The 22,409-nt window shown below is 70.2% G+C and carries 20 protein-coding genes, 1 tRNA gene and 2 pseudogenes; 16 read left to right on the forward strand and 7 right to left on the reverse strand.

The features are described 5' to 3' along the window. Positions 1 to 84: 84 nt before the first annotated feature. The 4 genes from panC to pcnB all read right to left on the reverse strand — a co-directional run bounded on the left by panC (position 85) and on the right by pcnB (position 3,733). Positions 85 to 933 (reverse strand): pantoate--beta-alanine ligase, encoded by an 849-nt coding sequence (gene panC, locus DX914_RS07070; RefSeq protein ID WP_115858300.1) that lies wholly within the window; start codon positions 931 to 933, stop codon positions 85 to 87. A gap of 72 nt (positions 934 to 1,005) precedes the next feature. Then, positions 1,006 to 1,839, reverse strand: coding sequence for a 3-methyl-2-oxobutanoate hydroxymethyltransferase (gene panB, locus DX914_RS07075; RefSeq protein WP_115858301.1), 834 nt, complete (start codon positions 1,837 to 1,839; stop codon positions 1,006 to 1,008). A gap of 62 nt (positions 1,840 to 1,901) precedes the next feature. Continuing rightward, positions 1,902 to 2,402, reverse strand: a complete 501-nt coding sequence (folK, locus tag DX914_RS07080) for a 2-amino-4-hydroxy-6-hydroxymethyldihydropteridine diphosphokinase (RefSeq protein WP_115858302.1) — start codon at positions 2,400 to 2,402, stop codon at positions 1,902 to 1,904. Further along, complete coding sequence (gene pcnB / locus DX914_RS07085) at positions 2,399 to 3,733, reverse strand: polynucleotide adenylyltransferase PcnB (protein ID WP_331250646.1); 1,335 nt, start codon at positions 3,731 to 3,733, stop codon at positions 2,399 to 2,401. The genes folK and pcnB overlap by 4 nt, the downstream gene beginning before the upstream one ends. Positions 3,734 to 3,978: 245 nt before the next feature. Here pcnB and DX914_RS07090 point away from each other — a divergent pair. Together DX914_RS07090 and fdxA are read left to right on the forward strand one after the other, a co-directional pair. Next, positions 3,979 to 4,054 (forward strand) — tRNA-Glu (locus DX914_RS07090). Between the two features lie 211 nt (positions 4,055 to 4,265). Continuing rightward, positions 4,266 to 4,589, forward strand: coding sequence for a ferredoxin FdxA (gene fdxA, locus DX914_RS07095; protein WP_115858304.1), 324 nt, complete (start codon positions 4,266 to 4,268; stop codon positions 4,587 to 4,589). 316 nt (positions 4,590 to 4,905) lie between these two features. Here the strand turns inward: fdxA and DX914_RS07100 are convergent, their stop codons facing one another. Then, positions 4,906 to 5,424, reverse strand: a complete 519-nt coding sequence (locus DX914_RS07100; protein ID WP_115858305.1) for a hypothetical protein — start codon at positions 5,422 to 5,424, stop codon at positions 4,906 to 4,908. Between the two features lie 20 nt (positions 5,425 to 5,444). Next, entirely contained in the window at positions 5,445 to 6,350 is a 906-nt protein-coding gene (gene dapA, locus DX914_RS07105; RefSeq protein ID WP_115858306.1) for a 4-hydroxy-tetrahydrodipicolinate synthase, read from the reverse strand. Between the two features lie 184 nt (positions 6,351 to 6,534). On the opposite strand from dapA, the gene DX914_RS07110 reads away from it, so the two are divergent. The 3 genes from DX914_RS07110 to DX914_RS07120 all read left to right on the forward strand — a co-directional run bounded on the left by DX914_RS07110 (position 6,535) and on the right by DX914_RS07120 (position 9,231). Next, entirely contained in the window at positions 6,535 to 7,095 is a 561-nt protein-coding gene (locus DX914_RS07110; RefSeq protein ID WP_055899931.1) for a glycine cleavage system transcriptional repressor, read from the forward strand. A 17-nt stretch (positions 7,096 to 7,112) separates the two neighbouring features. Then, positions 7,113 to 7,595, forward strand: coding sequence for a peroxiredoxin (locus tag DX914_RS07115; protein WP_115858307.1), 483 nt, complete (start codon positions 7,113 to 7,115; stop codon positions 7,593 to 7,595). A gap of 238 nt (positions 7,596 to 7,833) precedes the next feature. Continuing rightward, entirely contained in the window at positions 7,834 to 9,231 is a 1,398-nt protein-coding gene (locus tag DX914_RS07120; RefSeq protein ID WP_115858308.1) for a PhoH family protein, read from the forward strand. A 133-nt stretch (positions 9,232 to 9,364) separates the two neighbouring features. On the opposite strand, the gene DX914_RS07125 is transcribed toward DX914_RS07120, so the two are convergent. After that, a complete protein-coding gene (locus DX914_RS07125; RefSeq protein WP_115858309.1) occupies positions 9,365 to 10,396 on the reverse strand; it encodes a hypothetical protein in 1,032 nt (343 codons plus the stop codon). Positions 10,397 to 10,704: 308 nt separating this feature from the next. Between DX914_RS07125 and DX914_RS07130 the strand changes: the two genes are divergently transcribed. The 11 genes and pseudogenes from DX914_RS07130 to DX914_RS07175 all read left to right on the forward strand — a co-directional run bounded on the left by DX914_RS07130 (position 10,705) and on the right by DX914_RS07175 (position 22,145). Beyond that, positions 10,705 to 11,070 (forward strand): helix-turn-helix domain-containing protein, encoded by a 366-nt coding sequence (locus DX914_RS07130; protein WP_115858310.1) that lies wholly within the window; start codon positions 10,705 to 10,707, stop codon positions 11,068 to 11,070. A 196-nt stretch (positions 11,071 to 11,266) separates the two neighbouring features. Then, a complete protein-coding gene (gene thiD, locus DX914_RS07135) occupies positions 11,267 to 12,088 on the forward strand; it encodes a bifunctional hydroxymethylpyrimidine kinase/phosphomethylpyrimidine kinase (RefSeq protein ID WP_115858311.1) in 822 nt (273 codons plus the stop codon). Next, positions 12,081 to 12,941 (forward strand): alpha/beta hydrolase family protein, encoded by an 861-nt coding sequence (locus DX914_RS07140; protein ID WP_115858312.1) that lies wholly within the window; start codon positions 12,081 to 12,083, stop codon positions 12,939 to 12,941. The genes thiD and DX914_RS07140 overlap by 8 nt, the downstream gene beginning before the upstream one ends. 134 nt (positions 12,942 to 13,075) lie before the next feature. After that, positions 13,076 to 13,813 carry a TorF family putative porin gene (locus tag DX914_RS07145; protein WP_231118170.1) on the forward strand — a complete coding sequence of 246 codons (738 nt, stop codon included), beginning with the start codon at positions 13,076 to 13,078 and terminating at the stop codon, positions 13,811 to 13,813. Between the two features lie 11 nt (positions 13,814 to 13,824). Next, entirely contained in the window at positions 13,825 to 13,917 is a 93-nt protein-coding gene (locus DX914_RS07150; protein WP_115858313.1) for a potassium-transporting ATPase subunit F, read from the forward strand. A gap of 121 nt (positions 13,918 to 14,038) precedes the next feature. Continuing rightward, positions 14,039 to 15,757, forward strand: coding sequence for a potassium-transporting ATPase subunit KdpA (gene kdpA / locus DX914_RS07155; protein ID WP_115858314.1), 1,719 nt, complete (start codon positions 14,039 to 14,041; stop codon positions 15,755 to 15,757). Positions 15,758 to 15,767: 10 nt separating this feature from the next. After that, positions 15,768 to 17,843 (forward strand): potassium-transporting ATPase subunit KdpB, encoded by a 2,076-nt coding sequence (gene kdpB, locus DX914_RS07160; protein WP_115858315.1) that lies wholly within the window; start codon positions 15,768 to 15,770, stop codon positions 17,841 to 17,843. 80 nt (positions 17,844 to 17,923) lie between these two features. Continuing rightward, positions 17,924 to 18,547: a potassium-transporting ATPase subunit KdpC gene (gene kdpC / locus DX914_RS07165; RefSeq protein ID WP_115858316.1), complete on the forward strand. Its 624-nt coding sequence runs from the start codon at positions 17,924 to 17,926 to the stop codon at positions 18,545 to 18,547. A 194-nt stretch (positions 18,548 to 18,741) separates the two neighbouring features. After that, positions 18,742 to 20,362: pseudogene (locus DX914_RS20770) on the forward strand (sensor histidine kinase); the annotation flags it as partial. A 71-nt stretch (positions 20,363 to 20,433) separates the two neighbouring features. Beyond that, positions 20,434 to 21,420: pseudogene (locus DX914_RS20775) on the forward strand (sensor histidine kinase); the annotation flags it as partial. After that, entirely contained in the window at positions 21,417 to 22,145 is a 729-nt protein-coding gene (locus tag DX914_RS07175; RefSeq protein ID WP_115858318.1) for a response regulator, read from the forward strand. The pseudogene DX914_RS20775 and the gene DX914_RS07175, both read left to right, overlap by 4 nt. Positions 22,146 to 22,409: the final 264 nt, after the last annotated feature.

Here is a 22,409-nt window from a genome sequence, read left to right on the forward strand (position 1 = left end):
ACCCCGCCGCCGGGACGGTGCATTCCGGCTTCAGCGAGGCGTGTTCAGCGAGGCGTGTTCAGCGCGGCGCCCGCCGGCGCCGGTTCAGGCGCCGAATTCGAGGTTGTCGATCAGGCGCGTGCGGCCCAGGCGGGCGGCGATGAGAGCCACGCGGCCCCCGTCGGCGGGGCCTGTCTCGGGCAGGCCCAGGTCGGGGCGGCGGATCGCGGCGTAGTCGACGACGAAGCCGGCCGTTTCCAGCCGCTGCGCGGCTTCGGCCTCGACCGCCTCGCGCGGATGGCCGGCCTGCAGCGCCTGGCGCATCCACTGCAGGCAGCGGTGGATCTCGGCCGCGCGCGGGCGCTCCTCGGAGGACAGGTATTGGTTGCGCGAGCTCATCGCCAGGCCGTCGGCCTCGCGCAGGGTGTCGCCGGCCACGATCTCCAGCGGGAAGGCCAGGTCGCGCACCAGGTAGCGGATCACCGCCAGCTGCTGGTAGTCCTTGCGGCCGAACACCGCCACGTCGGGGCCGACCTGATTGAACAGGCGCGCGACCACCGTGGCCACGCCGTCGAAATGGCCGGGGCGGTGCGCGCCCTCCAAGCCTTCGGTCACCTGCGGCACGCTGACCTTGACCGTGGCCTCAGCGCCGTGGGGATACATGGTCTCCACCGAGGGCAGCCACATCAGATCGGCGCCGGCCGTGGCCAGGCCGGCGGCGTCGGCCTCGGGCGTGCGCGGGTAGCGGCCGTAGTCCTCGTTGGGACCGAACTGGGTCGGGTTGACGAACACGCTGACCACCACGCGGTCGGCGCGCTCGCGCGCCAGCCGCACCAGCGAATGGTGGCCGGCGTGCAGGTTGCCCATGGTCGGCACGAAGGCGATGCGCAGGCCCTGGCGGCGCCAGCCGTCCAGGGTGGCGCGCAGCTGGGACAGGTCGTCGACGGTCAGCATGCGTAACTCGGAATTCGGGAAAGGGGATCGAAGGCGCGCCACGATAGCCCAGCCGCGCCGCGGGCGCGGCGCTCAGCTGGCGTAGGAATGCGCCTCGTCGGGGAAGCGGCCTTCGCGCACGGCGGCGGCATAGGCCTGGAACGCGCCGTCGATGGAACCGCCTTCGGCCAGGAAGTCCTTGACGAACTTGGGCCGGCGGTGGCCGGAGTTCACGCCCAGCAGGTCGTGCAGCACCAGCACCTGGCCGTCGCACTGCGGGCCGGCGCCGATGCCGATGGTGGGAATGCGCAGGTCGGCGGTGATCGCGGCGGCCACCGGGGTGGGCACGCACTCCAGCACCAGCAGCGCGGCGCCGGCGTCCTGCACCGCGCGCGCGTCCTCGCGCAGGCGCGCGGCGGCGGCCTCGTCGCGGCCCTGCACCTTGTAGCCGCCCAGGCGCAGCACCGACTGCGGGGTCAGGCCCAGGTGCGCGCAGACCGGGATCTCGCGTTCCACCAGGAAGCGGATCACCTCAAGCTTGTGCCCCGCGCCTTCCAGCTTGACCATCGCCGCGCCCGCCTGCAGCAGCGCGGTGGACGCTTCCAGCGCGCGCTCGGGCGTCGCGTCGGACTGGAACGGCAGGTCGGCCACCAGCAGCGCCTGCGACAGGCCGCGGGCGACGCAGGCGGTGTGGTAGGCCACGTCGCTCACGCTCACCGGCAAGGTGCTGTTGTGGCCCTGCACCACCATGCCCAATGAGTCGCCGATCAGCACCAGGTCGATGCCGGCGGCGTCCATGGTGCGGGCAAAGCCGGCGTCGTAGCAGGTCAGCATGACCAGGCGGCGGCCGTCGCGCTTGGCATCGGCCAGCATGGGCACGGTCCAGGCCTTGGGGCGTGAGGCTTGCGTGGGCGCCGAGGTGTACATGGTCGGGAATCTCGCCCGGCGCGGTGCCGGACGTTCGCGGGGGTAGCCCTATAACTTACCGCTTAAGCCAGCGTTTGTATGTCGCCGCTGTCGAGCGCGGCCAGCGCCCGCCGCGCCGGACCGATGCCGGGGATGTCGGCCTCGGGGTCGATCTCCAGCAGCGGCAGCAGCGCGAACGCGCGCTCGTGCAGGTGCGGATGCGGCACGTGCAGGCCCGGCAGGTCGATGCGCCGGCGGCCGTACAGCAGCAGGTCCAGGTCCAGAGTGCGCGGGCCCCAGCGGTCGCGGCCGTCCTGTCGGCGCTCGCGCCCGGCGGCGCGCTCGATCGCCAGCAGCGCCTGCAGCAGCGCCAGCGGTTCCAGTTCGGTGTGCAGCAGCGCGGCGGCGTTGACGAAGTCCGGCTGCGCGGTCACGCCCCAGGCCGGGGTGCGGTACAGCGAGGACGCGCGCAGCAGGCGCGTGCGCGGCAGTTGCGCCAGCGCGACGAAGGCGGCGCGGATCGCTGCCGCGCTGTCGCCCAGGTTGCTGCCCAGGCCGACGCAGGCGGTGTCGCCGCGGCTCATTCGCCGTCGTGCGCGGCCGGAGCCTCGTGGCCGCCGTGGCGACGGCGGCGGCGGCGCTTGCGCGGACCGGCGCCCTCCTCGCCCGTGGCCTGCGCCGGCTGCGATTCCAGCTGCGCGGCCAGCTCGTCGCCGGACTTGGCCTGGGCGTCGCGCCAGAACGCGACGTCGGCGGCGTGCTCGTCGGACGCGGCCAGGCGCAGGTTGAGGAAGTCGTAGGCGGCGCGGAAGCGCGGGTGCGAGAGCAGGCGGAACACGCGCTTGCGCTGGCGCTGCGAGAAGCGCGTCTGCAGCAGCCAGATCTCCTGCATCGGCAGCGAGAAGCGCCGCGGCAGGGCGATGGTTTCGAGCTGGTGCACGGTGACCCGGTCGGCGGCGCGGCGCTGCGCTTCCACCGCGTGCACGCCCTGCGCCTGCAGCGCCATCAGCGCGCGGCAGTAGGCCGGCCACAGCAGCATGGCGAACAGGAACGCCGGCGAGACCGGCTCGTCGTTGGCCACGCGGGTATCGGTGCCCTTCAGGCCTTCCAGCAGCATGCGCCGCAGCGCGCCGCTGCGGTTGGACGCGAGCGCGGCGGCGGTTTCGGGCAGCAGCGCCGGCAGCAGGCCGTAGCGCTCCAGGCCCAGGAAGCTCTGCACGGCATGGCCGGACAGGAACAGCTTCAGGCATTCCTCGAACAAACGCGCCGGCGCGGCTTCGCGCAGCAGCGGCGCCAGCGCCGGAATCGGCGCGGCGGTGCCGCTTTCGATCTCGAAGCCCAGCTTGGCCGCCAGGCGCACCGCGCGCAGCATGCGCACCGGGTCTTCGCGGTAACGCGTTTCCGGATCGCCGATCAGGCGCATCAACCGGTTCTGCACGTCCTCGAAGCCGCCGACGTAGTCGCGCACCGAGAAGTCTTCGACCGCGTAGTACAGCGCGTTGGCGGTGAAGTCGCGACGCACCGCGTCGTCCTCGATGCTGCCGTAGACGTTATCGCGCACCAGCCGGCCGCCGTTGTCGGTTTCGCGGTCGCCGCTGCCGTCGTCGCTGTTGGCGCGGAAGGTGGCGACCTCGATGATCTCGCGGCCGTAGACCACGTGGGCCAGGCGGAAGCGGCGGCCGATCAGGCGGCAGTTGCGGAACAGGCTCTTGACCTGCTCCGGGGTCGCGTCGGTGGCGACGTCGAAATCCTTGGGATGGCCGCCGACCAGGATGTCGCGCACCGCGCCGCCGACCAGATAGCCGCCGAAGCCCGCATCGCGCAGCCGGTACAGCACGCGCAGGGCGTTGGGGCTGATTTCCTTGCGCGAGACGTTGTGCTGCTCGCGCGGGATCGTCCGCAGCGTGGGCTGCACGCCGCCGGCATGGCCGGCATGGCCGGCATGGGAGGAGTCGGTGGAACCGTGGCCGTTGTGCACGTTTTCGGGCATCTGGCGGTCGCTGCCGCAATGTAAGGATCGCTGCCGCGGGGCGGCGGGATCGCGTGGTTTGGATGAACGGCGGCCGGTCTGAAGCCGGTTGCCGAGCGCTATTCAGCCCCCTATACTAGCAGGCCACATCCGGTTGAGAGTCGGATGCGGGGTTTTACCCGGTTTTACCCGCTCCCTTCGTCTAGAGGCCTAGGACGTGGCCCTCTCAAGGCTAAAACACGAGTTCGAATCTCGTAGGGAGCGCCAAACACGATGAAAACCGCGGTTCTGCCGCGGTTTTCGCCACGAACGACCCGTGCAGCGATGCGCGGGTTTTTCGTTTGCGGCGCCGGACGCGGCGCGGCGATGAGAGTCGCTCGCAACTGCGCCGCGGCGCCCGCGCCGCGCTAGGTTCGCCCCGCCGCTATGGCTACACTAGCGCCGCCACACCCAACTGCCACGCCAGGACGCCGCCTCCATGCCCTTCGTCGTCACCGAGAACTGCATCAAGTGCAAGTACACCGACTGCGTCGAGGTGTGCCCGGTCGACTGTTTCCACGAAGGCCCGAATTTCCTGGTGATCGATCCGGACGAGTGCATCGACTGCACCCTGTGCGAGCCGGAGTGCCCGATCAACGCGATCTACCCCGAGGACGACGTGCCCGCCGGCCAGGAGGCCTTCGTCGCCCTCAACGCCGAGTTGGCCAAGGCCTGGCCGGTGATCACCACGCGCAAGGACGGCCTGCCCGACTCCAAGGAGTGGGAAGGCAAGACCGGCAAGATCGATTTGCTGGAGCGCTGAGCGGTTTCGGGGCGCGCAGCAGCGCGCGCGGCCGACAGCGCGGCCGTGATCGCCATTGCCGCTTAGGCCGCGATCCAAAGACCTCAAAGTCACACCTGGATGCAGCCCTGGGTTCCCGCCTTCGCGGGAACGACGGCTAAAGGCTTTTGCCCGTCATCCCCACAGAGCGGGGATCCAGAGACTTCAGCGTCATGCCCCGATAAAGCCCTGGGCTCCCGCGTTCGCAGGAACGACGACTGCGGCTTCGCCAAAGCAGGCCGGCAAACAAAACGGGCGCCTCGCGGCGCCCGTTTCGCTATCCGGCGATCGCCGCGGCTTACTTGCCGCCCAGCGCTTCCTTCAGCGCGCCGATCAGCTTGACCGGCGGCGCGCCGGTGGCCGGCAGACCGCGCGGGTCCACCGCCGAAACGTAGGCGCCGGCATCGACCGCGCTGACGCGGACCAGGAAGTTGGCGCCTTCGTAGTTCACGTCGTAGGCGCCCAGCAGCTGCGCGCGGCTGGCGACGGTCAGACCCTCGACCTTGGCCAGGGCCTCGCCGACCTTGGCGAAGACCTCATCGCGCGAGCCGGCGGCGGAGAAGCCGATCGCCGAAGCGGTGGCGGCGGCCGCCACCGGAGTGCGCTCGGAGGCGGTGACCGAGCCGCTGGGAATGGCCATGGCGCCGTCGGTGCGCGGACGGTCCAGGTCCGGCGGCACTTCCAGCGGGCGCTTCTCGGCGCTTTCGGCGTACAAGGGGTTGGTGCCCTTGCGGAACCAGCTGCAGCCGGCGGTGGCGACCAGGCCGATCAACAGCGCGCCGACGGCGACGCGGGAAACGGAAACAGTACGACGCATGGGTGGCTCTCCTGCGGGGTTCAGGCCGCGCGCGCGGCGCGGCAATCGTGTTCGAGTTGGCGCGACAGCGCGTGGGCGCTGGCGGCTGCGTTGCGGTGTTGCGCCGACAAGGGCGTCAGCGGCAGGCGCAGGCCGTGGCCGACGCCTTGCAGCGCCAGCACCGCCTTCACCGGTATCGGGTTGGACTCCACGCCCAGGAAGTCGTACAGCGGCGCCAGCTGCGCGTCCCAGGCCTGGGCCTCGTCGCGGCGGCCGCCGCGGGCCAGCTCGGCCAGGCGCGCGAACGCGGCCGGCACCACATTGGACGCCACCGACACCACGCCGTCGGCGCCGGCCAGCATGGCGCGGCAGGCGGTGGGATCGTCGCCGCTGAGCACGGCGAAGCCGTCGTCGCGCAGCGCCAGCAGCGCGGTCATGCGCTCGGCCTCGCTGCGCGCTTCCTTGATGCCGACGATGCGCGGATGCCCGGCCAGTTGCGCCACGGTCTCCGGCAGCAGGTCGCAGCCGGTGCGGCCGGGCACGTTGTAGAGCACGATCGGCAGCGCGCCATCGTCGGCCAGCGCGCGGTAATGCGCGACCAGGCCGGCCTGGGTGGGCCGCACGTAGGGCGGCGTGACCACCAGCGCGGCGTCGGCGCCGAGGGCGGCCACGCGGCGGTTGAGTTCCAGGTTCTTGGCGGTGTTGGACAGGCCGGTGCCGGCCAGCACCGGCACGCGCCCGGCCACCCGCTCCACCGCGGTGCGCAGCAGGGTTTCGTATTCGGGTTCGTGCAAGGCCGCGGCCTCGCCGGTGGAACCGGCGACGACCACGGCCTGGGTGCCGCCCGCGAGCTGGGCGTCCAGCAGGGCATGCCAGGCGTCCAGATCGAGTTCGCCGGCCGCGTCGAACGGCGTGGCCAGCGCGGTGATGCTGCCGGAAAGTCGCAAGTTGGGCCTTCGCGCGTAGCGCTGTGTGAGCGGCGGCACGGTGCGCCGCCAACGGTCGATAATACCGCCGGCGATGTTACTTGCGGGCCGAAAGCGCGGGCAAGTATGCTGGCTGCCAGCCGCAGCCCGTGCGCGGGCCGCCGTTCAGTATCGTAAGCCACACGCTCCCCTTGCAGGCGCCGCCTTGACCGATTCCGCTGCCCGGCCGTCGCCGAACGAAAACCACCTCCTGATCAACGCCTATACGACGCATCCGGAGTCGCCGCTGCTGTCGGTGACGCGCCGGATCGCCGATTCGGGCTGCAATCTGGTCGACGCGCGCCTGTCCACGGTGGGCCGCGACGTGTCGGTGACCGCGCTGGCGGTGGGTTCCTGGGACGCGGTGGCCAAGCTGGAAGCCATGCTGACCCGCCTGGAACGCGAGGAAGGCCTGAAGCTGGTGTGGTACCGCACCGGCCCCAAGCAGGTGCAGTCCAACCTGCTGCCCTACATCGTCGAAGTGGTCGCCGCGGACAAGCCCGGCATCCTGTTCCAGCTGGCCGACTTCTTCGACCGCCAAGGCATCACCATCGAGAGCCTGCATTGCTCGCGCTACCGCGCCATGCAGACCGGCGCCGACATGTTCTCGGCCCAGGTCACCATCGGCGTGCCCTCGAGCATGCACATCGCCGCGCTGCGGGACGATTTCCTGGAGTTCTGCGATCACCTGAATCTCGACGCCATCATGGACCCGATGAAGTTCTGAGGATTACGCTTAAGCGCATGCTCGACACCGGCGACCGCCTAGACAAGACCGTTTCCATCCTGCCCCTGGCGCTGTCCAGCGGCGTCAGCGCGCGATTGAAGGACTACGCCGGCGGCTGGCTGGTGCTGTACTTCTACCCCAAGGACAGCACCCCGGGCTGCACCACCGAAGGCCTGGACTTCAACGCCTTGCTGCCCAAGTTCAAGAAGCTCGGCGCCACCGTGCTGGGCGTGTCGCGCGACTCGCTCAAGTCGCACCAGAACTTCTGCGCCAAGCAGGGCTTCAAGTTCGACCTGGTCAGCGACGGCGACGAGGCCTTGTGCAACGCCTTCGGCGTGATCAAGGAAAAGAGCCTGTACGGCCGCAAGTACATCGGCATCGAACGCAGCACCTTCCTGATCGATCCCAAGGGCGTCATCGCCCAGTCATGGCGGCCGGTGAAAGTGCCCGGCCATGCCCAGGCCGTGCTAGACGCACTGAAGGCTGCACAGACCCAGTGACCGCCCCCATGCCCACCGCCGCACGCCGTCCCGCTCCGCGGGCCACGGCGGCGCTGCGGTGCACGGGGGCGTCTTGCGTGGGGCGGCCGCCAGCCCGCACCCAGCGCAAGTCCCAGCCAATCCCCAGCCCTCTTGCGTTGAGGGGGCGGATGTCCGCGCAGCGGACATCGGGGTGGTGGAGGCATGCCCTCCTGCCACAACGAAGCGACGCCCCTCACTCATCCGACGAGCTACCGGAATGACCCGAAGCAAGCGCATTTACGTACTCGACACCAACGTGCTGATGCACGACCCGACCGCGCTGTTCAAGTTCGAGGAGCACGATGTCTACCTGCCCATGCAGGTGATCGAGGAGCTCGACAACGGCAAGAAAGGCACGTCCGAAGCCAGCCGCAACGCGCGCCAGGTCAGCCGTTTCCTCAACGAACTGATCGAGGCCGAGGGCACCGACAAGATCGCCACCGGCATCTCGCTGGTCCGCCCGCAGGGGCTGCAGCTGCGCGGCGCGCAGAGCATCGGCAAGCTGCGCTTCCAGACCGGCTCCTTCGACGCCGGCAAGCGCTTCGGCGCGGTGATCCCGGACAACCACATCCTGGGCTCGATCCTGGCGCTGAAGGAAAGCGAGCCCGGCGTGCCGGTGGTGCTGGTGTCCAAGGACATCAACCTGCGCATCAAGGCCTCGATCGCGGGGATCGTGTCGGAGGACTACGAGAACGACCGCGCGCTGGACGATTTCAGCCTGCTCTACACCGGCTCCACCGCCCTGCCCGAGGACTTCTGGCAGCGCCACGGCAAGGACCTCAAGTCCTGGACCGAGAAGGGCCGCACCTATTACGAGATCGATCGCGTCGGCGACGAGGAGTGGTACCCGAACCAGTTCCTGTACCTGCCCGGCGACGAGGAGTCCGAGCTGCGCGTGGTCAAGGCCGGCGAGGAACGCATCACCCTGCAGATCGTCGACGACTACCGCCACAACCAGCATGCGGTGTGGGGCATCATCGCGCGCAACCGCGAGCAGAACTTCGCGCTCAACGCGCTGATGGACCCGGAGATCGACTTCGTCACCCTGCTCGGTACCGCCGGCACCGGCAAGACCCTGCTGGCGCTGGCCGCGGGCCTGGCCCAGACCATGGACCAGCAGCGCTACCGCGAGATCATCATGACCCGCGCCACGGTCAGCGTGGGCGAGGACATCGGCTTCCTGCCCGGCACCGAGGAAGAGAAGATGACGCCGTGGATGGGCGCGCTCACCGACAACCTGGAAGTGCTGACCCACAACCAGGACGGCGGCGCCTGGGGCCGCGCGGCCACCAACGACCTGCTGGCCTCGCGCATCAAGATCCGCTCGATGAACTTCATGCGCGGACGCACCTTCCTCAGCCGCTGGCTGATCCTGGACGAAGCGCAGAACCTGACGCCCAAGCAGATGAAAACTTTGATCACGCGCGCCGGTCCCGGCACCAAGATCGTCTGCCTGGGCAATGTCGAGCAGATCGACACGCCCTACCTGACCGAGACCACCTCGGGCCTCACCTACGCGGTCGACCGCTTCAAGGGTTGGGCGCACAGCGCCCACATCACCCTGCGCCGCGGCGAGCGCTCGCGCCTGGCCGACTACGCGTCGGAAGTGCTGTAACGCCGGGTCCGTGCGCGTCCGTCGGGCGCGCACGGGCTAGGCTGCCTTCGACTCGAGAATGCATCGCGCAAAAGGAAGCCGGCCTGCCGGCCGGCTTCCAGGTACCCTCGCGTCCTTGCGCTCGCTCGTTCCGTCAGCGTCCGGGCACGCGACAGCAGGTCGCGTTGACTTGGTAACCGAGCACGCTCAATAGCGAACCGACCAGATCGCACTGCCAGCCCACCGGCTGACCGCTGACCACCATCGGTTGCGAGTTGCTGATGCCGATGCCGAGCACGCCGCCGCAGCCGCCGCCGGTGGCGGTGTAGCCGGTCGGGCACTGCACGTCCTTGGTCTGCAGGCCGCTGAGCAGCGCCAGGCTGCCGCTTTCCTGGGCGATGGTGCAGTCGATCGCGGTGGCTTCGGGCTCGATGAAGTAGCCGGTGACGTCGATCACCACCTCGGACTGGGCGAAGCTGTAGACGTTGAACTCGCTCGGGCAGGCCGGACGGCACAAACGGATGTGCGATTCGTCGGACAAGATCATGCCCGTGGTGTAGTTCAGCGAGGACGCCAGCGGCTTGGCTTCGTCGAACGGATAGGCGGTGAAGTAGCCGTTGCCGGTCGGGAACACCGAGGTGATCTTCACGGTCAGCGCCGAGACGTTCTGCGGCAGGTTGCAGTTGGACGCGTCGCCGCCCTGTGCCGTGAAGTCGGTGGCGGTGAAAGCGCGGAAGCTGCGCGTGCCGTTGGCGGCGATCGGCCCGCCGACCACACGTGTATCGACGATGCGGCAGGGGTTGAGCGGCGTGTACACCAGATCCTCGCCAGGCGCCCCCAGGCTCATCGGCTGCACGCTGGGTTGGCTGTTCGCCACGCCCATGCCTGCGCCGAGCAACGCTGCGTTCATCTGCTCGAAGCTGGGCGCGCTGGCCGCGGCTTCCAGGTTGGCGATGTCGGTGCTCTGCATGGTCGCTTCCATGCGATCGCCCCAGCCGGCCGCTGCCGCGCCGTACTGACGTTGCACGTACGGAGACCAGCGTTCGACGATGTCCTGCGCCATTTCCCCGCGCATGCTTTCGGGGGCCAGGCCGGTGGTGTTGCTTCCGAAGAAGCCGACGCCTACGGCTGCCGCCGGCAGGGCCACCGCCAAGAGCGCGATCAGAATCTTGCTTTTCCTGCGCATATAACCCCCGTGAGCTGTTTTTTTGAGGGCCTGAAAGTACCGATTGCCGTCGCCGATAATCGATGGCGACACCGTAACGCGGCCCCTAACATTCGGTAGGGATAATGCTTATCCGTGGCCTGATAATGCTGCAACGTCCGTTTCCACTAACGTAAACAGGCGGAGGGACACTGGAAACGCGGCATGTAACGCACTGAAAGGGTGTCTCTTGTGACGCGTTACTCAATCCGCACCAATCGTTGGACATTCCACTATCGCGTTAGCGAAACGCTAAGGCATGATCCCTACAGTCTGAGGGGAGACCATACATGGCGGCTTTACCCGAGCGTATACGGCGCGCTCGTACCTTGTCCCGGATTTCACAACTCGCCCTGGCCAACTCGGTTGGCGTGCAACGCAGTGCGGTGGCGCAGTGGGAGCGCAAGGACGGCAGCCATCCTTCGATGCATCATTTGATCGCGATTGCAGTAGCCACGGGCGTTTGCCTGGAATGGCTGGGCACCGGGCGCGGGCCGGTCAAGCCCGGAGAGGACGCCTGGACCCCGGCCATGCGCACCGACGATTACGCCCAAGACGATGTGGAATCGGAGTGCCTGGACTCGCTGCGGAAAATCCCATTTCAGATCAGAAAACAATTGGTCGGGATTATTACCCTGGTTTCGCGCAATTTCTGAGCCAGGCATGGGCATAAACCCCTACGCCACTGCGAGGTAATAATACCCAACCCCGTTCGGACATTATCTCCGGGCGTGCGGGATTATTTTCTTCACGCCATCGTGACGACATGCGGCGGCGCAGCGGACGCCACCGCGACGGGGCGATGCGATATCGTCTGCGCTCCGCTCCGTTTAAGCCCCCCCGCTGCGCCCGATGACCGCCGTTCCGCTTTCCGCCCCCCCGGCGGCCGCCCTCACCATCGCCGGGTCCGATTCCGGTGGCGGTGCCGGCATCCAGGCCGACCTCAAGACCTTCGCGGCCCACCGCGTGCACGGCCTCAGCGCCATCGCCGCCCTCACCGCCCAGCACACCCGAGGCGTGACCGCGGTGCACGTGCCCGACCCGGGCTTCCTGCGCGCGCAGATCGATGCCTGCTTCGACGATTTCGCGGTCGCCGCGGTCAAGCTGGGGATGCTGGCCACGGCCGACGTGATCCACACCGTGGCCGACGCGCTGGAGCGTTACCGGCCCGCGCACGTGGTGCTGGACCCGGTGATGGTGGCGACCTCCGGCGCGCGCCTGCTGGAAACCGATGCCTTGCACGCGCTGCGCACGCGCCTGCTGCCGTTGGCCGACGTGCTGACCCCCAACCTGCCCGAAGCCGAACTGCTGCTGGGCCAGCCCCTACCCGACGCCGCCGCCATGCGCGAGGCGATCGCCGCGTTGCGCGCGCAAGGCGCGCGCGCGGTGCTGCTCAAGGGCGGGCATCTGCCCGGCGAGGGCGACGTGATCGACACCCTCGGCGACGACGAAGGTCTGCTGACCTGGGCCCATCCACGCCTGCGCCTGGAAGCGCATGGCACCGGCTGCACCCTGGCTTCGGCCGTGGCCGCCAACCTCGCCCGTGGCCGCGGCCTGCGCGACAGCGTCGCCGCCGCGACCGACTACGTGCACGCCGCGCTGCGCGGCGGCTACCGCCCCGGGCGCGGCGACGTCGTCGTGCTGGACCACTTCGGCGCCGCAGCGCATGACTGACGCGATCGAAGCCCTGGACCTGGCGCTGTCGGCCGACGACGGCCATCAGTGGCGCCTGCTCGCGCGCGTGCCGGCCGCAGCGACCGCGTCGCTGCTGTGGCTGCCCGCGCTAGGCGTGGCCGCCAAGCACTACCTGCCCTATGCCGAAGCGCTGGCCGCACGCAGCGTGGCGGTATTCGTGCACGAGTGGCGCGGCAACGGCAGCAGCAACCTGCGGCCGGGCCGCCGGCAGAACTGGGGCTATCGCGAACTGCTGCTGCGCGATCTGCCGGTCAGCGCGGCGGCGGCGGCCGAGCGTTTGCCGCACACCGAACGCATCCTGGGCGGGCATAGCCTGGGCGGCCAGCTCGCCTGCTGCCGCTTGGGCTTGCTGGCGCAGGCCGGCGCCACCGACGCGCCGACGCAGCTGTGGCTGGTGGCCAGCGGCGCGCCTTACTGGCGTGCGTTTCCGCCGCGCTCGCGCTGGTGGCTGCCGTTCGCCTATCGGCTGCTGCCGTGGCTGGCCGAACGCCGGGGCGCCCTGCCCGGCCGCCGCATCGGTTTCGGCGGCGACGAGGCGCGCGGCCTGATCCGCGACTGGTCGCGCAGCGCGCTCAGCGGCCGCTACGCCGCCGTTGGGCTGGACGCCGACTTGGAAGCGGCGATGGCCCAGGTCCAGGTGCAAGCGCACAGCGTGGTGCTGGACGACGACTGGCTGGCGCCGGAATCGTCGCTGCGCTATCTGTTGTCGAAACTGCCGCAGGCACAGGCCCGCATCGACACCTTGGGCGCGCGCGACCTGGGCGTGCGCGCCGACCACTTCGCCTGGCTCAAGCAGCCGCAGGCGGTAGTCGCGGCCCTGCTCGCGCGCTGAGCGCAGGCGCCGCCCGCCAGGTTTTACGGCGAATTTACGCCGCCGGCCCGGCGGCGAAATAGAGGCTTTACGGCCGGTGTTTCGAGAATGGCGATGTGGCCGATCCGGCCTCGCTCGCCTTCCCGGATACCGATATGCCGATGCAACCGCCGCGCCCGCGCCAGGCGCGCCTTCCCCTGATCTTCGCCGTGGGCGGCGCCCTGGCGCTGCTGACGCTGGGCGCGCGCGCCGACGCCGCCACGCTCACGGGCAACGCCGCGCTGACCAGCGACTACGTCTGGCGCGGCAGCAGCCAAAGCCGGGGCGACCCGGCCGTGCAAGCCGGCTTCAAGCTCGCCGGCGACTCCGGGGTGTATGCCTCGGTCTGGGGCTCGAGCGTGGAGTTCGCGCCCAGCACCCATGCCAGCAGCGAACTGGACTTCACCCTAGGCTGGGCCGGTCAGCTCGCGCCGGACTGGACGCTGGACGCGAACCTGCTGCATTACCGCTACCCCGGCACCACGGCCGATCTCAACTGGACCGAGCTCAACGGCACACTCACCTATGCCGACCGCTATTGGCTGGCGCTGGGCTATTCCAACCGCGCGCTGGGCGGCCGCGATGCGGGCCTCTACACACAGTTGGGCGCGCGCCTGCCCGTCAATGAGCGCCTGCGTTTCGAAGCCGCGGCCGGCTACTACCGATTCGACCGCGACGCCCGCAGCACGCTCCAGGACGGCTACGCGCACGGCCAGCTCAGCGCGATCTGGGCGGTGAAGGCGCCGCTGGAACTGCGTCTGAGCGCGCACGCCACCGACCGCGACGCCGAGCGCCTGTTCGGCGACGACTACGCCGGCGACCGCATCGAAGCGGCGCTGCAAGCGTCTTTCTGAGGAGCACGACGATGCCCGGCTGGCTGGCTTTGGTATGCGCGGTATCGGCGGTCGTGGCCGCTGCCTATCTGCTGTACGTGGTGTTGCGTCCGGAAGACTTCTGACGCAGCGCCTGCGCGGACCGCGGGCGGTCCGCGACGACGACGACGCGCGTGGCGGGCAGTCCGCGCGTCCCATGCCGCGCCCAGCAAGGCGCGGCTCCCCTTCAGTCTTGGCTTGAAGACGATGATCGAGATCTTGTTGGTATTCGCGCTCGCCATCGCGCTGGGCTGGCCGCTGGGCCGGTACCTGGCGCAGGTGATGCGCGGCGCGCCCTCGCGGCTGGACCGGGTGTTCGCACCGCTGGAGCGCGCCCTGTACCGCGCCCTGGGCATCGACCCCGCGCGCGGCATGAGCTGGCGCGGTTACGCCTGGGCGTTCGGCTGGAGCAACCTGGTGCTGGCCGGGCTGGTGTGGCTGCAGTTCATGACCCAGGCCTGGCTGCCGTGGAACCCCGACGGCGTGCCCAACCTGCGCTGGGACACCGCGCTGCACACCACGGTCTCGTTCCTGACCAACACCAATCAGCAGCATTACTCCGGCCAGGCGCAGCTGAGCTATCTGTCGCAGATGGTCGGCATCGTCGGCTTGCAGGTGGCGACGCCGATGATGGGGTTGGCGATCGTGACCGCAACCTTACGCGGACTATTTGGCGGCCGGGAGCACGCTCGCTCCGATGCGGGTGCGGCATCCGCCTCCAATGACCGCGACCTCGGCAACTACTGGGTCGACGTCACCCGCGCCAGCCTGCGCGTCATGCTGCCGCTGTGCCTGCTGTGGGCGCTGCTGCTGACCTGGCAGGGCGTGCCGTCCACGCTGCAGGCCGGTCCCACGGCGACGCCGGTGGACGCCAGCGCGCAGATGGCCGAGCAGAAGATTCCGCTGGGCCCGGTCGCGGCCATGGTCGCGGCCAAGCAACTGGGCACCAACGGCGGCGGCTGGTACGGCCCCAACAGCGCGGTGCCGCTGGAGAACCCGACGCCGCTGTCGAACCTGCTGGAAACCCTGGCGCTGATCCTGATCCCGGTGGCCGTGACCTTCATGGTCGGGCCGTTCACCGGCCGGCGCAAACTGACCGCGTTGGTGTTCGGCAGCATGCTGCTGATGTCGGTGCTGTCCACCGGCGCCTCGGTGTGGTCGGAAGCGCACTCGGCCAGCAGCGCCGACGCCGCGCTGATAGAAGGCAAGGAGACCCGTTTCGGCGCCAGCGACTCGGCGCTGTGGTCGGCGCTGACCACGCAGAGCAGCAACGGGTCGGTCAACGCCATGCACGACTCGCTGGCGCCGCTGACCGGCGGCGTGGCCATGGTCAACATGCTGGTCAATGCGATCTGGGGCGGCATCGGCTGCGGCCTGCAGCAATTCCTGGTCTATCTGCTGCTGTCGGTGTTCCTGGCCGGGCTGATGACCGGACGCACGCCGGAGCTGTTCGGCCGCAAGATCGAAGCGCCGGAAGTGCGATTGCTGGCCCTGCTGATCCTGCTGCAGCCGCTGGTGGTGCTGGGCTTCAGCGCGGTCGCGCTGGCGGTTCCGTCGATCGCCGGCAACTCCAATCCGGGCTTCCACGGCATCGGCCAGGTGTTCTACGAGTACACCTCGGCCTTCGCCAACAACGGTTCGGGCTTCGAAGGCCTGGGCGACGCCAGCTATTGGTGGAACCTGAGTTGCGCCGTGGTCCTGGCGCTGGGCCGCTACCCGGCGCTGATCGTGCCGCTGGCCGTGGCCGGCCTGCTGGCGCGCAAGCGCGTGGCGCCGGAGGGCAGCGGCACCCTGCACGTGGAGACGCCGACCTTCGCCCTGACCCTGATCGCGGTGATCGCGATCCTGACCGTCCTGCAATTCCTGCCCGCGCTGGTGCTCGGCCCGATCGCCGACCACCTGACGCTGAGCGCCGCGGCGCTTTGAGGTGAGCCCTATGAACGAAACCATCCATCCCGCAACACCGCGCCGCGCTAGCGCCGCGAGCAACCGCGCCGCCGCCGGTCTCGATGCGCCTGCATTGCGCGCCGCAGCCATCGCCTCCTTCGTCAAACTCGCGCCGCAGCACGCGGTGCGCAGCCCGATCATGGCCGTGGTGCTGCTGGGCACCGTGCTGTCGCTGCTGATCGCGCTGTCCGTGCCGGGCAGCGGCGGCTTCGGCGCCGCGGTCGCGGCGATCCTGTTCGTGACCGTGCTGTTCGCCAACTTCGCCGAGGCCGTGGCCGAAGCGCGCGGCCGCGGCCAGGCCGCCTCGCTCCGTGCGGCGCGGCGCGACCTGGTCGCGCGCAAGCTCGACACCATGGGCCGCAACGAAACCCGCGTCGCCGCGTCCACCCTGCGCCCGGGCGACCGGGTGATCGTCTCCGCCGGCGAACTGGTGCCGGCCGACGGCGAGATCGTCAAAGGTCTGACCACGATCAACGAATCGGCGGTCACCGGCGAATCCGCGCCGGTGCTGCGCGAGGCCGGCACCGACCGCTCCGGCGTGATCGGCGGCACCAAGGTGCTGTCGGACGAAATCGTGGTCGAGGTCAGCGCCGAACCGGGCCAGAGCTTCCTGGACCGCATGATCGCGCTGGTCGAAGGCGCCCACCGGCAGAAGACGCCCAACGAGATCGCCCTGACCATGCTGCTGGCGGCGATGACCCTGACCTTCCTGATCGTGGTCGCCACGCTGCCGTTCTTCGCCGGCTTCGTCGGCGCCCGCCTGGATCCGCTGCTGCTGATCGCGCTGCTGGTGTGCCTGATCCCGACCACCATCGGCGGCCTGCTGCCGGCCATCGGCATCGCCGGCATGAACCGCGCGCTGTCGGCCAACGTGCTGGCCAAGTCGGGCAAGGCGGTGGAAGTGGCCGGCGACGTCGATGTGCTGCTGCTGGACAAGACCGGTACCATCACCCACGGCGACCGCCAGGCCACCGCCTTCCATCCGCTGGCCGGCGTCGACCGCTCGCAGCTGCGCGATGCCGCCCTGCTCGCCTCGCTCGCCGACCCCACCCCGGAAGGCAAGTCCATCGTGCGCCTGGCGCGCGAGCAGCACAGCGGCGTGGCCGAGCCGGAACATGCGACCTATCTGCAGTTCAGCGCGCAGACGCGCATGTCCGGTGTCGACCTGCCCACGGATGCGGAGGGCGGCGCGCGCGCGATCCGCAAGGGCGCCGCCGATGCCATCGGCCAATACGTGCGCTCGCTGGGCGGCCAAGTGACTGCGGAACTGGCCGCGCGGGTCGAGCAGGTCGCGCGCGGCGGCGCCACGCCGCTGGTGGTGGCCGAGGGCCGTTATGTGCTCGGCGTGGTCGAGCTGTCGGACGTGGTCAAGCACGGCGTCAAGGAACGTTTCGCGCGGCTGCGGGCGATGGGCGTGCGCACGGTGATGATCACCGGCGACAACCCGCTCACCGCCGCCGCCATCGCCGCCGAAGCCGGCGTGGACGACTACATCGCCGAGGCCAGGCCCGAGGACAAGCTTGCCCGCATCCGTGCCGAGCAGGCCGGCGGCCGCCTGGTGGCGATGGTCGGCGACGGCACCAACGACGCGCCGGCGCTGGCCCAGGCCGACGTGGGCCTGGCGATGAACTCCGGCACCCAGGCGGCGAAGGAGGCCGGCAACATGGTCGACCTGGACTCCGACCCGGCCAAGCTGCTGGCGGTGGTGGAAGTGGGCAAGCAGCAGCTGATCACCCGCGGCGCGCTGACCACGTTCTCGCTGGCCAACGACGTGTCCAAATACTTCGCGATCCTGCCGGCGCTGTTCGCCGCGGCCGTACCGCAGATGGCCGCGCTCAACGTCATGCGGTTGTCCAGCCCGACCCACGCGGTGCTGGCGGCGCTGATCTTCAACGCCCTGATCATTCCTGCGCTGATCCCGCTGGCCCTGGCCGGCGTGCGCTTCAAGCCGGCCAGCGCGGTGGTGCTGCTGCGCCGGAACATGCTGCTCTACGGCCTGGGCGGCGTGCTGCTGCCGTTCCTGGGCATCAAGCTCATCGACCTGGCTTTGTCCACTCTCTTCTGACCGCCAAGCCCCCTCTCCCGCTTGCGGGAGAGGGGTTGGGTGAGGGCAGCCGTCCCTCGCCGCCACAAACCGGAAACCGTATGAACACCGCAACCGTCCCCTCCCTTGACGACCGCATCGGCCTGCGCGCTCCGCTGCTGTTCGCCTGCGTCTCTCTGCTGGGCTTCGGCCTGGCCTACTCGCTGATCGGCACGGTGCTGTCCGGCATCGCCTTTCCGCATCAGGCCACCGGCTCCATCGTCGAACGCGATGGCCGCGCCGTGGGCTCGTCGCTGATCGCTCAGCCTTTCGTCGATGCGCGTTACTTCCAGCCGCGACCGTCCGCGGCCAAGTACGACCCGATGGCCGCGGCCGGCAGCAATCAGGCGCGCAGCAACCCGGATCTGCGCAAGCGCCTGGCCGAAGAAACCGCCGCGATCGCCGCTCGCGAAGGCATTGCCTTGAGCGAGGTGCCGCCGGAACTGGCCACCCAGTCCGGCGGCGGCCTGGATCCGCAGATCTCGCCGCGCTCGGCGCAGGTGCAGGCCGCGCGCGTGGCGCGGGCGCGCGGGATCGACCCGGCCCAGGTCGATGCGCTGATCGCGCAGCACACGCAGCCGCCGCAGTACGGCGTGCTGGGCGAGCCGCGGGTGAACGTGCTCGCGCTCAATCTGGCCCTGGATGCACAACAGCGACAGCACCTGGATACGCGGACGAGGCGGTGAAGCCCTGGCGGCCAACCCATTCCCCAGTCCCTACTCCCTAATCCATTCCTAATCCGTCATTCCGGCGAAAGCCGGAATGACGGGTAGTTGGTCCTTGTCGGCCCCAGGTCGCCATGACCCATCGTCGCGCAGCCGCATCGCTCACCCAAATACCGCACTACGCGCCCCTCACCCCGCAAGCGCACAATTCCCGCATGAACGACCCCCGCAGCGCCCAAGCCGACGCCCTGATGGGCGAACTGCAACGCCAGGGCGCCGGGCGCCTGACCGTGTTCCTGGGCGCCGCGCCGGGCGTGGGCAAGACCTACACCATGCTCGGGCGGGCGCGCGAGCTGCAGCGGCGCGGCATCGACGTGGTCGTGGGCATCGTCGAAACCCACGGCCGCGCCGAAACCGGCGCCCTGGTCGAAGGCCTGGAGCTGCTGCCGCGCAAGCGCCTGGACTACCAGGGCCGCGCGCTGGAAGAAATGGACCTGGACGCCCTGCTCGCGCGCAAGCCGCAGCTGGCCCTGGTCGACGAACTCGCGCACCGCAACGCGCCCGGCAGCCGTCATGAGCGGCGCTGGCAGGACGTGTCGGAACTGCTGGACGCCGGCATCGACGTCTACACCGCGGTCAACATCCAGCACCTGGAAAGCCTCAACGACGTGGTCCACCGCATCACCGGCGTGCGCGTCGGCGAGACCGTGCCCGATGCGCTGTTCGACCGCCTGCGCGACATCGTGCTGGTCGACCTGCCGCCGCGCGAGTTGATCGAACGCCTGCAGCAGGGCAAGGTCTACGTGCCCGAGCAGGCCGCGCACGCCCTGCAGGCCTTCTTCTCGCCGTCCAACCTCACCGCCCTGCGCGAACTGGCGATGCAGACCGCCGCCGACCGCGTCGACAGCGACCTGCGCGAAGCGCAGACCGCGCGCGGCCTACCCGGCGTGCCGCTGCGGCGCGCGGTGATGGTGGCGATCGACGGCCTGGGCGCGTCCGAATACCTGGTGCGCGTGGCCCGGCGCCTGGCCGAGCGCCGCGACGCGCCCTGGCTGGTGGCGACCGTGCAGACCGGCGGCGCGCCCGACCCGCAGCGCCAGGGCGAACTGGACCGTGCCTTCGCCCTGGCCCGGCGCCTGGGCGGCGAGGCCGTGGTCCTGCACGGACACAGCATCGTCGACGCCCTGCTCGACCACGCCGAACGCGCGGGCGTGTCGACCATCGTGCTCGGCCGCACCCGCGAACGGCCGCTGGCGCGCATGGTCAACCGCACCCTGACCCAGCAACTGATCCAGCGCGGCGCGCATTACGAACTGACCATCGTCAGCACGCCCGAAGCGCGCGCACGCGCGCGCCGCTCGTTGCGCGACGGCGGCCAGCGCCTGCGCGGCCTACTCAGCCGCAGCGACGCGGCGCTGGCCGTGGCCGCGGTGGCCGTGGCCACGCTGCTGGCTTGGTTCGCCGAACGCTGGATCGGGCTGGACGACCTGTCGCTGGTGTTCATCGTCGCGGTGGTGGTGGTGGCCGCGCGCACCCGCATGACCGCGGCGGTGCTGGCCTCGGCGCTGTGCTTTCTGGCCTACAACTTCTTCTTCATCGAACCGCGTTACACCCTGCTGATCGGCGCCAGCCAGGGCGTGACCACGGTGACGCTGTTCCTGGTGGCGGCGCTGGTCGCCGGCCGGCTCGCGTCCAAACTGCGCATGCAGGTGCTGGCGCTGCGCGCGGCCAACGCCCATGCCACCGAACTGCAGGCGCTGGGCCGCGAACTGGCCACCGCCGCCGACGCCGGCCAGGTCGCGCGCGCTGGCAAACGCGCATTGAAACGTTCGCTGGGCGCCGACGCCTTCGTCCACGTCGGCGCCGCGCCGCTGGCGGGCCCGTCGCTGCCCGAACTCAGCGACAAGGACCGCGCCGCCGCCGACTGGGCGCTCAAGCACCGCCAGGCCGCCGGTCGCTACACCGACACGCTCGCCGGCTCGGACTGGTGGCTGCTACCGTTGACCGGCGACGCCGGCGCGGACAAGCCGGCCGCCGGTCTGGTGGGCCTGCGTTTCGATGCCGCGCTGACGCGGCTGGGTCCGGAGCAGCGGCGCCTGGCCGAGGCCATGACCGACGACATCGCCCAGGCGGTGCTGCGCACGCGCCTGGTCGCCGACCTGGAGGACGCGCGCGTGGGCGGCGAAACCGAGCGCCTGCGCTCTGCCCTGCTGTCCTCGGTCTCGCACGACCTGCGCTCGCCGCTGGCCTCGATCATCGGCGCGGCCAGCAGCCTGGACAGCTACGGCGAGGCGATGAGCCGCGAAGACCGCCACACCCTGCTGGATACCGTGCGGGTCGAAGGCGAGCGCCTGGACCGCTACATCCAGAACCTGCTCGACATGACCCGCCTGGGCCACGGCGGGCTCACCCTCAACCGCGACTGGATCGGCGTGGACGAGCTGATCGGCTCGGCGGTGACGCGCCTGCAGCGCTACGAACCGGCCGCGCGTTTCGACGTGGCCACCGCGCCGGAGCTGCGGCCGATCTGGGTGCACCCGGCGCTGATCGAGCAGGCGCTGTTCAACGTGCTGGAGAACGCGGCCAAGTTCTCGCCCGCGGGCGCGGCCGTGAGCGTGGACGCGCGCCTGAGCGAGGGCGCGCTGCGCATCGACGTGAGCGACCGCGGCCCCGGCATTCCCGAGGACGAGCGCCGGCGCATCTTCGACATGTTCTACAGCGTCGAGCGCGGCGACCGCGGCCGCCAGGGCACCGGTCTGGGCCTGGCGATCTGCCAGGGCATGATCGGCGCCCACGGCGGCGGCGTGGAGGCGCTGCCCGGCCGCGATGGCTTGGGCACCACGATACGCATTACCCTGCCGCTCATCGAACCCGCCGCGCCCGCCACCGCATGACCGAGGACCGCTCCGCCGCCAACGCCACCGCCGTGCCGGCCGCGCGCGTGCTGGTGATCGACGACGAGCCGCAGATTCGCAAGTTCCTCGACATCAGCCTGCGCGCGCAGGGTTACGCCGTGGACAGCGCCGACACCGGCGAAGCTGGCCTGGCCGCGCTGGCGACCCACGGCGCCGACCTGGTGATCCTGGACCTGGGCCTGCCCGACCGCGACGGCCATGAAGTGTTGCACGAGCTGCGGCAATGGTCGTCGGTGCCGGTGATCCTGCTCACCGTGCGCTCCAGCGAGGCCGAGAAGGTCGCCGCGCTGGACGCCGGCGGCAACGACTATGTGACCAAGCCCTTCGGCGTGCAGGAGCTGATGGCGCGCGTGCGCGCGCTGCTGCGCGCGCACGCGGCGCAGGACGACGGCGCGCCGGCGGGCTTCGACGACGGTCGTCTGCAGGTGGACCTGGCCCGGCGAGAGGTGCGCCTGGACGGCGAACCGCTCGCGCTCACGCGCAAGGAATACGCCCTGCTCGCCCTGCTGCTGCGCCACGCCGGCCGCGTGGTGACCCAGCCGCAGCTGCTGCGCGAGCTGTGGGGGCCCACGCATCAGCACGACACCCATTACCTGCGCATCCTGGTCGGCAAGCTGCGGCATAAGCTGGGCGACGACGCAGCCGCGCCGCGCTACATCGCGACGGAGCCGGGCGTGGGCTTGCGGTTTATCGACCGGCACTGAGGCCCGCTCGCGGCGCAAGCGCTTTGGGGTAGGAGCGGCGTAAGCCACGACCGCGGAGCCCCGGGCGCGTCGGAATTGCGAAGGGCGGCGGCGCAGGATGCGCGCATTCGCTGGCTGGTGGGGCTCAATCGCGGCTTACGCCGCTCCCACAGAATGCAGCAGAACGTCGTCGCATCGACGATGCATAGGTCGATGCGGTTATCGCCGTATGTGCCGTTTCGCGGTCGCGGCTCGCGCCGCTCCTACCGGAAGCCGCTGTAGGAG

It is taken from the genome of Lysobacter silvisoli (genome assembly GCF_003382365.1).
GTDB lineage: Bacteria > Pseudomonadota > Gammaproteobacteria > Xanthomonadales > Xanthomonadaceae > Lysobacter > Lysobacter silvisoli.

Excerpts from the sequence above, each read along its gene's own strand:
- panC (WP_115858300.1), bottom strand. The coding sequence starts at position 933 with ATGCTGACCGTCGACGACCTGTCCCAGCTGCGCGCCACCCTGGACGGC.
- panB (WP_115858301.1), bottom strand. The coding sequence starts at position 1,839 with ATGTACACCTCGGCGCCCACGCAAGCCTCACGCCCCAAGGCCTGGACC.
- folK (WP_115858302.1), bottom strand. The coding sequence starts at position 2,402 with ATGAGCCGCGGCGACACCGCCTGCGTCGGCCTGGGCAGCAACCTGGGC.
- fdxA (WP_115858304.1), top strand. The coding sequence starts at position 4,266 with ATGCCCTTCGTCGTCACCGAGAACTGCATCAAGTGCAAGTACACCGAC.
- DX914_RS07100 (WP_115858305.1), bottom strand. The coding sequence starts at position 5,424 with ATGCGTCGTACTGTTTCCGTTTCCCGCGTCGCCGTCGGCGCGCTGTTG.
- DX914_RS07115 (WP_115858307.1), top strand. The coding sequence starts at position 7,113 with ATGCTCGACACCGGCGACCGCCTAGACAAGACCGTTTCCATCCTGCCC.
- DX914_RS07120 (WP_115858308.1), top strand. The coding sequence starts at position 7,834 with ATGACCCGAAGCAAGCGCATTTACGTACTCGACACCAACGTGCTGATG.
- DX914_RS07125 (WP_115858309.1), bottom strand. The coding sequence starts at position 10,396 with ATGCGCAGGAAAAGCAAGATTCTGATCGCGCTCTTGGCGGTGGCCCTG.
- DX914_RS07130 (WP_115858310.1), top strand. The coding sequence starts at position 10,705 with ATGGCGGCTTTACCCGAGCGTATACGGCGCGCTCGTACCTTGTCCCGG.
- thiD (WP_115858311.1), top strand. The coding sequence starts at position 11,267 with ATGACCGCCGTTCCGCTTTCCGCCCCCCCGGCGGCCGCCCTCACCATC.
- DX914_RS07140 (WP_115858312.1), top strand. The coding sequence starts at position 12,081 with ATGACTGACGCGATCGAAGCCCTGGACCTGGCGCTGTCGGCCGACGAC.
- DX914_RS07145 (WP_231118170.1), top strand. The coding sequence starts at position 13,076 with ATGCCGATGCAACCGCCGCGCCCGCGCCAGGCGCGCCTTCCCCTGATC.
- DX914_RS07150 (WP_115858313.1), top strand. The coding sequence starts at position 13,825 with ATGCCCGGCTGGCTGGCTTTGGTATGCGCGGTATCGGCGGTCGTGGCC.
- kdpA (WP_115858314.1), top strand. The coding sequence starts at position 14,039 with ATGATCGAGATCTTGTTGGTATTCGCGCTCGCCATCGCGCTGGGCTGG.
- kdpB (WP_115858315.1), top strand. The coding sequence starts at position 15,768 with ATGAACGAAACCATCCATCCCGCAACACCGCGCCGCGCTAGCGCCGCG.
- kdpC (WP_115858316.1), top strand. The coding sequence starts at position 17,924 with ATGAACACCGCAACCGTCCCCTCCCTTGACGACCGCATCGGCCTGCGC.
- DX914_RS07175 (WP_115858318.1), top strand. The coding sequence starts at position 21,417 with ATGACCGAGGACCGCTCCGCCGCCAACGCCACCGCCGTGCCGGCCGCG.